8 protein-coding genes and 1 tRNA gene are annotated in these 12619 nt (G+C 52.2%); 5 read left to right on the top strand and 4 right to left on the bottom strand.

What is annotated here, in order from left to right; all coding sequences use genetic code 11:
- Window positions 1–16: 16 nt before the first annotated feature.
- The 3 genes from KHQ09_RS05285 to KHQ09_RS05275 all read left to right on the top strand — a co-directional run bounded on the left by KHQ09_RS05285 (window position 17) and on the right by KHQ09_RS05275 (window position 3324).
- The gene (locus tag KHQ09_RS05285; RefSeq protein WP_022710512.1) at window positions 17–889 is read left to right on the top strand and encodes a LysR family transcriptional regulator; all 873 of its coding nucleotides are present in this window, start codon (window positions 17–19) and stop codon (window positions 887–889) included.
- 167 nt (window positions 890–1056) lie between these two features.
- On the top strand, window positions 1057–2688 hold the full coding sequence (xseA, locus tag KHQ09_RS05280; protein WP_213596833.1) for an exodeoxyribonuclease VII large subunit: 1632 nt from the start codon (window positions 1057–1059) through the stop codon (window positions 2686–2688).
- Between the two features lie 132 nt (window positions 2689–2820).
- Entirely contained in the window at window positions 2821–3324 is a 504-nt protein-coding gene (locus KHQ09_RS05275; RefSeq protein WP_213596831.1) for a hypothetical protein, read from the top strand.
- Window positions 3325–3445: 121 nt separating this feature from the next.
- On the opposite strand, the gene KHQ09_RS05270 is transcribed toward KHQ09_RS05275, so the two are convergent.
- Window positions 3446–3522: transfer RNA gene (locus KHQ09_RS05270), tRNA-His, on the bottom strand.
- Between the two features lie 461 nt (window positions 3523–3983).
- Here KHQ09_RS05270 and KHQ09_RS05265 point away from each other — a divergent pair.
- Both KHQ09_RS05265 and KHQ09_RS05260 read left to right on the top strand, forming a co-directional pair.
- Window positions 3984–7238, top strand: coding sequence for an ATP-binding protein (locus tag KHQ09_RS05265; protein WP_213596829.1), 3255 nt, complete (start codon window positions 3984–3986; stop codon window positions 7236–7238).
- A 150-nt stretch (window positions 7239–7388) separates the two neighbouring features.
- Complete coding sequence (locus KHQ09_RS05260; RefSeq protein ID WP_213596827.1) at window positions 7389–9371, top strand: AsmA family protein; 1983 nt, start codon at window positions 7389–7391, stop codon at window positions 9369–9371.
- Between the two features lie 60 nt (window positions 9372–9431).
- Here KHQ09_RS05260 and KHQ09_RS05255 read toward each other — a convergent pair whose 3' ends face one another.
- The 3 genes from KHQ09_RS05255 to KHQ09_RS05245 all read right to left on the bottom strand — a co-directional run bounded on the left by KHQ09_RS05255 (window position 9432) and on the right by KHQ09_RS05245 (window position 12492).
- Window positions 9432–10256 (bottom strand): ABC transporter permease, encoded by an 825-nt coding sequence (locus tag KHQ09_RS05255; RefSeq protein ID WP_022710506.1) that lies wholly within the window; start codon window positions 10254–10256, stop codon window positions 9432–9434.
- Entirely contained in the window at window positions 10256–11167 is a 912-nt protein-coding gene (locus KHQ09_RS05250; protein ID WP_213596825.1) for an ABC transporter permease subunit, read from the bottom strand. Before KHQ09_RS05250 ends, KHQ09_RS05255 begins: the two co-directional genes overlap by 1 nt.
- Before the next feature lie 179 nt (window positions 11168–11346).
- Window positions 11347–12492 carry an ABC transporter ATP-binding protein gene (locus KHQ09_RS05245; RefSeq protein WP_116086931.1) on the bottom strand — a complete coding sequence of 382 codons (1146 nt, stop codon included), beginning with the start codon at window positions 12490–12492 and terminating at the stop codon, window positions 11347–11349.
- Window positions 12493–12619 lie beyond the last annotated feature (127 nt).

Below are 12619 nucleotides of genomic sequence, written 5' to 3'. Positions count from 1 at the left end.
TTAACCGGAGAATGGCATGCAGACACTACTTGACCTGGATCAGTTGCGTACTTTTCTGCTGATTGCCGAAACCGGTAGTTTCACCAAAACGGCTGACAGTGTTTTCCGAACCCAGTCTGCGATTTCTATGCAGATACGCCGCCTTGAAGAGCGTATCGGCAAGCCGCTTTTTGCCCGCGAAGGGCGTCATCTCCTGCTGACACCGCATGGCGAAAAACTGCTGAATTATGCAAGGCGCCTTATTGAGCTGAACAATGAAACGGTTGCCTCATTCCGCACCGATAAAATGAAGGCCAATATACGCATCGGCCTGCCCGATATTTATCTGGAACATATGGTGCAGGATGCTTTGCAGCCTATATTCCGTGATTATCCGGCATTTGAAACCATTCTGCATTGTGAACCGACAGATGCGCTGATTGACCATATTCGCCGCGGGGCGCTGGATCTTGCCCTCATCACCCATAATACGGGGCAAAAACGCTCGGAAGTTCTCAATACCAGCCGGTTTGTCTGGGCAACCTCAGCGGAAAACTCTCCGCATGAAGAGCCTGTTATTCCGCTAGCAATGAACAAGACAAATTGCAGCTGGCGCAAAGTGCTGACGGATACACTCAACACGATACAGCGCGAGTATCGTATCGTTTTATCCACCTCCTCCGCCCGCTCCATCCTCATGGCGGTGCGTTCCGGCAGCGCAATCTCGATTCTGCCTGACAATATGGTGGGAAGCGGCATGCGCGTGCTCAATGAGGAAGACGGCTTCCCCAAACTACCGTCCTGCGCTTTGTCACTCATTCGCGCACAGGGTATTCATGCACCCGCCATTGATCTGATCGCCGGTGCCATTAAAACCAGCTTCCGAAAACCGATCCGCTTTTCAGAATAATCAAATCCATTTCCGGTAAAACTGTTTTCAGAACGCATTTGGGACTGATTGAATCAGATCGATGCTTTAACTCTTTGTTGTAACGCGTATCTTATCCGAAAACCGTTTCACGCTGGACAACAGCAAAGTCTCTTGACCGCTAAGCCCATAAAATGGCCAATAGAGTCATGAGTTTTTTTCCAGATTCGCCCGACCGTCAGACAGAAAATAACGCGACCAATGTTGCGGAATATTCTGTATCGGAAATATCCGGTGCGCTGAAACGTACTGTCGAGGATACGTTCAGTCATGTGCGGGTGCGCGGCGAAATCTCCGGCTATCGCGGCCCGCATTCTTCTGGCCACGCCTATTTCGCCCTCAAGGATGAGCGCGCACGGATTGAGGCTGTGATCTGGCGCGGCTCCATGAGCCGCATTAAATTCCGGCCGGAAGAAGGTATGGAAGTGATTGCCACCGGCAAACTCACTACCTATCCGGGTTCATCCAAATACCAGATCGTAATCGAGCAGATGGAGCCTGCCGGTGCCGGTGCACTGATGGCTTTGCTCGAAGAGCGTAAACAACGGCTGGCACGCGAAGGGCTGTTTGATGCAGACCGCAAGCAATTGCTGCCGTTCATGCCCCGCACAATCGGCGTTATCACCTCCCCGACCGGCGCGGTAATCCGCGATATTATTCACCGGATTACGGATCGGTTCCCTTTGCATGTACTGGTCTGGCCGGTTCGCGTGCAAGGCGAGACAACCGGAGAGGAAGTTTCCCGTGCCGTTGCCGGTTTCAACTCGACCTATTTCGGCGAAGTGCTGCCCCGACCGGATGTACTGATTGTTGCCCGTGGCGGCGGCAGTCTGGAAGATCTCTGGGGCTTCAATGATGAGAATGTAGTACGCGCCGTTGCGGCCTCCGATATTCCGGTTATCTCAGCCGTGGGGCACGAAACCGACTGGACACTGATTGACCTTGCGGCAGATATACGCGCTCCTACACCGACTGGCGCTGCAGAAATGGCCGTGCCGGTTCGCACAGATTTACAAGCGCAGCTTGCATCTTACAGTGCGCGACTGGCATCAGCCATGACACGGCTGATCGACAGGCGACGTGAATCCTATCGCGCTTTGCAAAGAGCATTGCCGTCGACCGATCAGTTACTTGCCTTGCCGAGACGCCGCTTTGATGAAGCCGGTTCCAGACTGGGCCGTGCGCTGCTGGTCAGCACAGAGCAAAAACGTGCGCGGTTTGACGGATTGAAGCGCCACCTCTCCCCGCGCCTGCTCAATCAGCAGATCAGAGAGCGCCGCTTGCAGTTGCAACAGCTCAATCAGCGCCTGCCGAGAGGCCTGTCTCTCAAAACACAGAACAGCCGCAACTTGCTGCGGCAGGCATCATCAAGACTGACCGGCGAGCTGATCCTGCGTCGCTCGCGCCAATGGGCACTCAATATTGCCAATCTGCAACGGCGTGGCGACCAGGCCATGCGCCATAGCCTGCAGAAATATCGTACCCGCAGTCTGGAACTGACCCGCCTGATGGAAACCCTGTCCCATACAAGCGTTCTCAAGCGTGGCTTTGCTATTGTGCTGAACGATCAGGGGCTGCCGGTTAAAGCAGCAGCGGCAGTGCAAACAGGCGAAAATCTGACACTGCGCTTTCATGACGGTGATCGCTCCGTCATTGCGGATGGTTCAGCGCCAGCTCCGGCAGTTCAGACACCAAAACCGCAATCTGCCGAACCACCTGTCAAAGACAAGAAAACTAAAGCTCCGCGTGCCAAAGACAGCGGTCAGGGAACACTTTTCTAAAATATATCCGGCAGTCTATTCAGATTTATTTTACTATTTCACCTACCACAAATGAAGATACGCATTTCTATAGTTTTAATAGCGTAAAAAATAACATATATCTGCGACTTCAATCAGCGGGGGAGAAAAAGATTGAAGTATACCGGCATTATTACAGTCTTTACATCGCTTTCCGTACTTACGGCATGCACAACAAGTGCAACACAGACAGACAAGCCCGTAGCCAGTCAAAATCAGCCAGCATCTGCGAGCAATGACACATCAAAACCGGCCAAACTGGTTGAGACCTATACGGCACATATCAGCGATCGTGATAAGGTTGACGAAAAGGGTAAGCCCCTGAAAAACGCCCGCGATATTCTTCTTCAGGATCGTAAAAATTATTACGATTTCAATTTGCGCGATCAGGCTGACACACCAAGCAAGGTCTTTGCCAAAAAAGAAAATCGCTGGTCTCAGGGCAAAGAATTTTCAGAAATGAAATGGGAGCCCTTGAATGCCTCTGATCCTCAGCGCGGCTACCAATGGAAAATGCGTCGCGGGGTTGAATATCAAATATTTGAGGGAAATCCGGACGTGAAAATTCAGGTCTATGACGATGGCAATATCCACGTCGATCCGAGCCGGAACTATTAAGCAAAATCATACCGGACAAAAGCGGAGCATCTCCGCTTTTGTCAAAATAAAACAAAACTGCTCTGCTCTCAAATGAGGCGGCAGATCGCAATCTATTGATGTGAAAGCGGGAAATTTGGAATGGTACGGTCGAGTGGAGTTGAACCACTGACCTCAGGAGCCACAATCCTGCGCTCTAACCAACTGAGCTACGACCGCGTACCAATCCGGCAGTGAATCAATCAGGCTGCCGATAGGGGTCAGATACGTAAAATCATCGCATATTGCAAGCATATATCAAAAAAACTTTGTGAAAATATGATGCCTTACCGAATTATTGCTCAGGATTTCATTCTGCCTGCCTGAAAAACCGGAAAACCAATGCGATGCTTTTATGTTTTCATCATGATTATGCCATGTAAACCCTGTATTTACCACTGATTAACCATAATGCGCCCTGACAGATGGAACCGCAGCAGGAGATTTTTATCCGCAAGTTTCATCAGACAGCGCTTTGCCCCTTGGGGACATTAACTAATAGTTAAGAAAGTGTTTGTCAGAACCGCCCGCTTTGTGGTGATAATGCCTGTAAATTCTCTGTCGGAACCAAAATTTTCCGATAACAGACAACAGCTTAAGACAGATCAAATCAGTTATTGGTCGGGTACGGAACTAAATATATGCAACAGCATCTGGATTTCATGGAGCTGATCCCTCTTTCCGGCATCCGTGCGGCTCTCGCAAGGGGAGACGCCATGCTGGTGCTGTCGCACGACCTGCAAACTGTTCTCTGGGCAAATGACAGCGGCGCCCGTCTTCTTGACGAAGATGCAGCAGCCGCACTTATCGGACAGGATGCAGATTTCAGCCCGCAGACACGGCGCCAGATTCTGGCTCTCGATCTTCGCACAGAGGGTGCAAAAACAATTATGCTGCGTCTGGGCGGCGGTTTGCACTCAGCCTTGCAGCAATGCACTGTAACACCGCTGACGCTAGCACATACTAATGAGCCGGTCATTCTCATGACTAAGGCTGCAACAGATACAGCAAACAACATTATCCCGCCTTTGCCGCATCATCACCTTATGCAAGTGCAGGCAGACGGAACCATTCTGAACAGCGACGCGCAATTTGATGCCCTGAACATCAACAACAACACTTTGGCTGATCTTATCGTTGAAGCGCAGGATGAAACCGATGGTATTGTGCGCCGTCGTGTACGTGCTGGCCAAAGCACCCTGCCCGCAATGATGATCCGCCTTGACGATCAGAATGAACAGGCATCCTATCTCTTTCTCGTTGAGAGAACACAGGACAGCACGGCTACAACTGCATCTGCACAGGATGCTACTGAGGCTGTCGCAGTCGCTGACATAACTGAAGTCACGCAAGACGATCCGGAGATTGCTGCTCCTGCAGCTGAAGAAAGTGCCCCTGCACGGTTTATCTGGAAAGTAGATGCTGACAGCCGCTTTACGGAAATCTCACCGGAATTTGCAGCAATTGTCGGTGACAATGCCGCTGATATTATCGGCCGTAAATTCTCCGATGTGGCTAAAGTTTTCGGCTTTGATAATGACGGTGTTATTGCTGCCCTGTTGAAGCAGCAGGAAACATGGTCTGGCAAAAGAATTTTCTGGCCTGTGCAGGGTACAGATCAGCGCGTTCCTGTTGATCTCGCTGCACTGCCTGCTTTTGCACGCGACAAGGCTTTTTCCGGTTTCAGCGGTTTTGGCGTTCTCTATCCGTCTTTAACGGAGCAGGATCCTGAAGCCATTGGTATGGCCTTAATATCAGGGCCTGTCGTACCGGACGCACCTGCCCCCCAAACCGATGATGCGAAAAACGCGCCTCTTTCCAGCGAGAAAATCATTCTGATGGAAGCGCTGCGCGCTTCGCAGAAGCGTCAGCAAGATACTGATCCAGCCAGCGAGAATCTTCCCGCAGATAAGGCTAATATTATTGCGGAAATCCGCCCTGCCCGTCCGGAAAACGGCCTATCGCCAACCGAGCGCAGTGCATTCCGCGAGATAGCCGACCGTCTGCGCCGTGAAGTTCTCCAGAAAACACCGAAATCTCAAACAACAGAGCAGCCTACTGCGGCAGATACCCCCGTACTTCCGCAGGCGGAGCCGGTTATTGCGGCTCCGCAGCTGCCTGTTGAAGCAGCAGATATCCCTTATCCGCATGACACACAGCCTGCGAACCACAACCAGCATCACGACCAAGCCGGATCAAAACCGGCACAGGCCGATACGGCATCGCAGGAAGATGAAGACCTGCATGTGCTGAGCGGATTGCCGGTTCCGGTATTGATCCACAGTGCAGACCGGCTGCATTTTGCCAATCAGGCATTTTTCGACATGACCGGCTATAATTCGCTGGATGATCTGCGCCATGCCGGTGGCATTGACGCGCTGTTTGCCCAGTCAGACGACAGCAATCTCAGCGGCATGATCCTGTGCCTCGCTGATGGCGGACATAAGATTGTTGAAGCTCATCTCCAGTCGGTTCCATGGCAGGGTGCACGCGCGCTGATGCTGAGCCTGCTGCCGGAGCTGGTGCTGAAAGCGGATAATGATGACGATATCAGCAAGCAGCCAAGCCGGTTAAAACTGGTCGATAGCATTGCAGCAGAGACTGCGCCGCAGGACAATGCCGTTCATCAGCTGCAATCAGAGCTGGCATTTCAGTCTGCTGAGCCAGCAGAACCAAAAACTGAAGATACCGGAACGACTCCCTCTGTAACGGACAATCGTACGCAGCCTGATTTGCATGCATTGCAAACTCAGATTGATGAACTGACATCCATTCTGGACACGGCAACAGACGGTGTGGTGATTATCGGGCAGGACGGCAAAATCCGTTCACTCAACCAGTCTGCTGCGGCGCTATTCGGCTATGATATCAATGAATTATCAGGCAAGTCCTTCGCCATTCTGTTTGCTATTGAAAGCCAGCGTGCAGCGATTGACTATATTCACGGTCTCTCCGGCGACGGTGTTGCCAGCCTGCTCAATGACGGGCGGGAAGTGATCGGCCGTGAAGCGCAGGGACGTTTCATTCCGCTGTTTATGACCATAGGCAAACTGCCTGCCTCCAAAGGCTATTGCGCGGTAATGCGCGATATTACGCAGTGGAAACGTGCGGAAGAGGAACTGACCTCAGCGCGTCAGGAAGCCGAGCGTGCCTCGACCCATAAAACCGAGTTTCTGGCGCGGATCAGCCATGAAATCCGCACACCGCTGAATGCGATTATCGGCTTCTCCGAACTGATGGCGGAAGAGAAATTCGGCCCGATCGGCAATGACCGCTATCGTGAATATCTGCGTGACATTCATCGTTCAGGCAATCATGTGCTGGCGCTCGTCAATGACCTTCTGGATATTTCCAAGATTGAAGCCGGTGCGCTTGATCTGGAATTTGAAGCCGTGGCGCTCAATGATGCGCTGGCAGAGGCTGTGGCGCTGATGCAGCCGCAGGCTAATCGCGAGCGTGTGATTATCCGCTCCAGCTTCTCGGCCTTTTTGCCGGATATTGTGGCAGATGCCCGTTCGATCCGTCAGGTAGCGCTCAATCTTCTGTCCAATGCAATCCGCTTTACCGGTCAGGGCGGGCAGGTGATTGTTTCAACCAGCTATGAGCCGGAAGGCCATGTGGTGATGCGCGTGCGCGATACCGGTATCGGCATGAACCAGAGCGAGCTGGAACAGGCGCTGAAACCTTTCCGGCAGGTCAGCAATCATAATAGCCAGACGCAAACCCTCAAAAATCCCGACACCAAGGATTGGCGTCAGCAAGGCACCGGACTTGGCCTGCCTCTGACGAAAGCAATGGTGGAGGCAAACCGCGCGCAGTTCTCCATTGAATCTGCGCCGGAACAGGGCACGACTGTGGAAATTACTTTCCCGCCGACCCGCGTTCTCGCAGAATGAGATCCAGAGCGGTTCCGGTTAAGTTTGGATCGTGGAACCGCTCTATCTCTTTGTGTTACGCATTATCCAACGCAAAACCGCTTCACACTTTTGCTGGAAATGCTGTAAATCATTTCAGCCTGATGTAATTTGTTACGTGATCGGAACACAATGAAGCTGATACGCCCCGTTCTGGCTGTTATCGTTATTTTAGCAGTGCTGTTTGTAGGGGCACTGGCAGCACTGCCTTATATTGTATCAACCGATTCCATACGGCTGCATCTGGCTCAGAATATCAGTGCATGGACGGGCTACAGCGTCGAAATACGTCAGCCGCCACGTATGAGTTTCTTCCCGGTCTTTCGTGCTTCGCTCAGCGATGTCACTGTCAGCAAAATGGGCGACACCAATACGCCGTTTATGGCTGCGGAACGCATTGAAGTGGAAATGTCGCCGCTTGATGCCCTGTTCGGGCGTGTTGCCTTTACGGAAACCCGCCTCATCAATGCGCATTTCGCTCTGAGTGAGCCGGTGGAAGACCTGCCGCAATTTGTGAATACGCTGGCCTCATCTTCCGGCCGTCTTGGCCTTGCCATCCGGCAGGCGCGCAATGTGACAGCCCGTAAAACGGACAGCGATCAGCAAAGCGACAAGCAGTTGCAAACCATGCCTTTCGGCAGGCTGGTTCTGGAAAACAGCAGTATCGGCTTCACAACCCGTAATACCGAACGTCAGGAACAGATCAGCAAGATCAATGCCAGCATCGACTGGCCGCAGACAACCAGCGCGGCAACAGTCAAAGGCAAAGCTGTCTGGCATGATGAAACCGTGGACTATAATCTGAATGTTGCGCAGCCGCTTTTGTTGCTGGCGCGCGGCATGAGCCAGATGAGCGCACAGATAACCAGCAAACCGCTGACCATCAGCTTTGACGGACGCAGCAATATTTCTGAAAACATCTTCACGGAAGGTGCGTTCAGCCTGTCCAGCCCGTCGCTCAGCGAAAGCCTGCATTGGGTGGGCCTGTCATCCGATGCCAGCTACTCCCTGCGCGCTATGGCGGATGATGCTTTCAGCATTGAAACCAATGTCAGCGCCACGCCGCTGCGTATTAAATTGTCCGACATTGTGCTCAACCTCAACAATATGCCGGCCAAAGGTGCTGCGGAAATCGGCTTCGGCAAACAGCGGCCGGTGGTTACCGGTACACTGGCTTTCCAGACTTTGAATGCCGTTTCTTTCTTTCACACCGTCACCACACTGGTTACAAAAGTCAGTGAGGATGAAGAGGCGAAAAATTACGGCGGTTATCGTTATGCCCCGCCACGCATGATTGACACGCGACTGCTGAACAGCGCCGATCTGGATATTCGTCTCTCTGCACAGAATGCCAGTATCGGCGCTGCGCAGATGACCGGCCTTGCTGCTGCACTGCAAATTCGCGATGGTCAGGCAATTTTTGATATTGGTGATGCCAAAGCCTTTAAAGGCTCGATCCAGACCAGTATCAAACTGTCCCAGACTGAAGACGGGCAGGACAATATCGGTGTTCGCCTCAACGCGGCCAATATTGACAGTGCTGCATTTCTGACAGCTCTCGGTTTGAATGATCCGATTTTGAGTGGTCAGGGTAATCTCTCAGTGACAGCAGAAACCTCGCCGCAAAGCCTGCAAAGCATGTTGCGCAATGCACGTGGGCAAATCAGCTTCACGCTGAATAATGGCCGGATGCTGGGCTTTGACCTCAATGATTTCATTGCCAAAATGAAAAGTGAGGGCTTCTTTGCCCTGCAACGCCGTGACAAAGTCAGCCTTGATTTCAAGCGCCTCGATGTCAAAGCCTCGCTTGGCGATGGGGTAGCCACACTGGAAACCACCAAAGCCGAGACCATGCAGGGCGCTTTATCGCTGACCGGCATTATCCCGCTGACTGATCGCAGTCTGGCACTGTCCGGTACATTGACCCTGCCACAACCGGCAAAAGAAGCCGCGGATACACCGGCAGATAGTGGTGAAGTAACGCCGCCTGCTCCTGTTGCCACACCGGAAACCACAGAACTGACGGTAACTGAACCGCTCGTCCCACCGGCAGAAAATTTGCATTTCTTTGTCGGCGGCTCATGGGACAGACCGTTTATCTCACCATCGAAATAAGCAAAAGCCGGTGCATCATAGGATGTACCGGCTTTCTAATTCGTACTCTGATCACAAAGATCAACCGAGGCGGAAGGCTGCCTGTTCATCACGCTGGCGCTGTACCACGCGGCGTTTATTGACGACCGAAGCGATAATCACGCCGGTAGCCACCAGACCGATCAGCAATGTACAGACTGCATTGATCTCCGGCGTTACGCCGAGACGCACCTGACTGTAGATTTTCATCGGCAGTGTTGTAGCACCCGGCCCCGAAGTGAAGCTCGCGATTACCAGATCATCCAGTGACAAAGTGAAAGCCAACATCCAGCCGGAGACCACCGCAGGCAGAATAATCGGCAGGGTAATTTTCATGAAAGTTGTCACCGGCGGTGCGCCGAGATCCATCGCTGCTTCTTCCAGTGAACGGTCAAAGCTCACCAGACGCGACTGCACCACAACGGCAACAAAACACATGGCAAAGGTGATATGCGCCAGTGTCACTGTCCAGAAGCCGCGGTCAAAACCGACAGCCACAAACAGCAACAGCAAGGACAGACCGGTAATCACTTCCGGCATTACCAGCGGCGCATAGATCATGCCGGAGAACAAGGTGCGGCCGCGAAAGCGCGTATAGCGGGTCAAAGCCAGAGCACCCAGAGTGCCGAGGATGGTGGCAATCGTGGCCGACAATACGCCGACGCGCAATGTCACCCACGCGGCATCTTTAAGCCCCTGATTGTTGAAAAGCTCGACATACCATTTGACCGAGAAACCGGACCAGACCGTCACCAGACGCGATTCATTGAAGGAGTAAATCACCAGCAGCACAATCGGCAAATAGAGAAAGGCAAAGCCCAGCACCACCGAGACAATGTTAAAACGTGACCAGGATGTTGTGTTCATTATTTGCCACTCCCCTCGGCACGGGTCTGCATTTTCTGGAACAGCACAATCGGAATAACCAGAATAACCAGCAATACCACTGCCACGGCAGCCGAAACCGGCCAATCACGGTTGGAGAAGAACTCGCTCCACAGGGTCTTACCAATCATCAATGTGCTGGAACCGCCAAGCAGATCAGGGATCACGAACTCACCGATTGCCGGAATGAAAACCAGCATCGAACCGGCGATCACACCCGGCAAAGCCAGCGGGAATGTGATTTTCCAGAAGGCTTTCAGCGGTGTGCAGCCAAGATCCTGTGCCGCTTCAATCAGCGAATAGTCCATCTTTTCCAGTGCCGAATAGATTGGCAGCACCATGAAAGGCAGATAGGAATAGACGATACCGATATAGATCGCTGTATCCGTATTCAGAATCGTCAGCGGCGTATCAATAATATTCAGCGACATCAGAAACTGGTTGAGCAGGCCTTCCGGCTTGAGAATAGCAATCCACGCATAAACGCGGATGAGGAATGATGTCCAGAATGGCAGGATCACCAGCATCAGCAAAGTCGGACGCAATGTCAGCGGCGCGCGCGCCATGCCATAGGCCAGCGGAAAACCGATCAGCAGCGCCAGAAAAGTCGATACTGCCGCAATCTTAACGCTCGACAAATAGGCCTTGTAATAGAGCGAATCCTGCGTCAGCCAGATATAATTCTCGAAAGAAAATTGCTGGATTTTCTGCCAGATGACACTTAAGCCGTCACTCCAGAAAAAGCGCGGATCATAGGCCGGTATCGCCATCGCCACCTGCGACAGCGAAATTTTGAAAACAATGAAGAACGGGATCAGGAAAAACAGACCGAGCCAGATATAAGGCACGGCGATCACCGCTCTGGAAGCAATAGCTGCAATTACTTTTTGCATGGACTACCCCTCAATTCTTTAGAGCATAATTTCTTAAACTTGAAACAGTTTTAGATGAAATTATGCTCTAGTTTTAAAGTGTTAGAGCGACCTTTGTGCGCCTATGGGGCGCACGGCGCTCTAATGACGCGCGTATTATCCGAAAACCGCTCACACTTTTCGGTATGCGCTTTAGGTGATCAGGCAACCAGAACCATACCGGCATCATCTTCAAACGACACCCAGACCTGTTCATCATAACCCAGCGGATCTTCCGTGCGGCGCACAGAGTTCATGCTGGAGGCCTTGATGGTGCGGCCATTCGGCAGTCGCACATGGAACACGTTCATATCGCCGAAATAAGCGATATCCCAGAGTTCACCCTGCAAGGCATTGATCGAAGCATCTTCCGGCTTCTCGCGGCTGATAGTGATTTTCTCAGGGCGGATCGCATACCAGACCTTCTGACCGGCATGCAGATCTTTACCGGTTTTGGTGCGGATGGCGACATTGTTTGCCGGACTGTCAATATCCGCTTCGCCATTGGCGAAACGGCTGACCTCGCCCTCAATAATATTAATATTGCCGATAAAATCGGCGACGAATTTGCTGCTCGGCGCTTCATAGACTTCTGCCGGTGTCGCCACCTGCATGATCTGGCCTTTATCCAGCACAGCGATACGGTCAGCCATGGTCATCGCCTCCTCCTGATCGTGGGTGACGATCAGGAAGGTCAGGCCGAGATTCATCTGCAAATCCATCAGCTCGAACTGGGTTTCTTCGCGCAGCTTCTTATCCAGCGCGCCCAGAGGCTCATCCAGCAACAGTACTTTCGGACGCTTGGCAACCGCACGTGCCAAGGCTACACGCTGGCGCTGGCCGCCGGAAAGCTGATGCGGCTTGCGCTTGGCATATTTCTCCAGCTTCACCAGTTTCAGCATATCGTTCACACGATCTGCCATTTCCGATTTGGCCATGCCGTCCTGCTTCAGACCGAAAGCAATATTCTGCTCAACAGTCATATGCGGGAACAAAGCATAGGACTGGAACATCATATTCACAGGGCGTTTATAGGGAGGAATACCGCGCATATCCTGCCCGTCCAGCATGATACGACCGGAAGTCGGCTCTTCAAAACCCGCCAGCATACGCATCAAAGTGGATTTACCGCTACCCGATGCGCCCAGCAGCGCAAAAAACTCGCGGTTAAAAATATTCAGCGACAGATCATCAATCACCGTAACATCGTCGAATTTTTTGACGATGTTCTCGAATGAAATATAGGGCTTGGCGGCCGGATCGTTCCAGGGTGAGAACTTGCGGCGGAAACTACCAAAAGATTTCATGCTGTTCCCCTCATATTGCGGGTCTTGTAAGCCTTAAACATATTTGAAATGTCGCGGATAAAATTCCGGAAGCCTTTGCATCCGGTTGGTGGTGCTTGTTACAGGCCGTAAAACAAACGGGGCATTT

The organism is Pseudochrobactrum algeriensis, assembly GCF_018436245.1.
Lineage (GTDB): Bacteria > Pseudomonadota > Alphaproteobacteria > Rhizobiales > Rhizobiaceae > Pseudochrobactrum > Pseudochrobactrum saccharolyticum.
The sequence above is the reverse complement of the archived record's forward strand: the minus strand, read 5'-3'. Positions and strand labels throughout refer to the sequence as shown.

Bases quoted from the DNA above. Each gene is read 5' to 3' on its own strand.
- KHQ09_RS05250 (WP_213596825.1), bottom strand. From the start codon at position 11,167: ATGCAAAAAGTAATTGCAGCTATTGCTTCCAGAGCGGTGATCGCCGTG.
- xseA (WP_213596833.1), top strand. From the start codon at position 1,057: ATGAGTTTTTTTCCAGATTCGCCCGACCGTCAGACAGAAAATAACGCG.
- KHQ09_RS05285 (WP_022710512.1), top strand. From the start codon at position 17: ATGCAGACACTACTTGACCTGGATCAGTTGCGTACTTTTCTGCTGATT.
- KHQ09_RS05255 (WP_022710506.1), bottom strand. From the start codon at position 10,256: ATGAACACAACATCCTGGTCACGTTTTAACATTGTCTCGGTGGTGCTG.
- KHQ09_RS05245 (WP_116086931.1), bottom strand. From the start codon at position 12,492: ATGAAATCTTTTGGTAGTTTCCGCCGCAAGTTCTCACCCTGGAACGAT.
- KHQ09_RS05260 (WP_213596827.1), top strand. From the start codon at position 7,389: ATGAAGCTGATACGCCCCGTTCTGGCTGTTATCGTTATTTTAGCAGTG.
- KHQ09_RS05265 (WP_213596829.1), top strand. From the start codon at position 3,984: ATGCAACAGCATCTGGATTTCATGGAGCTGATCCCTCTTTCCGGCATC.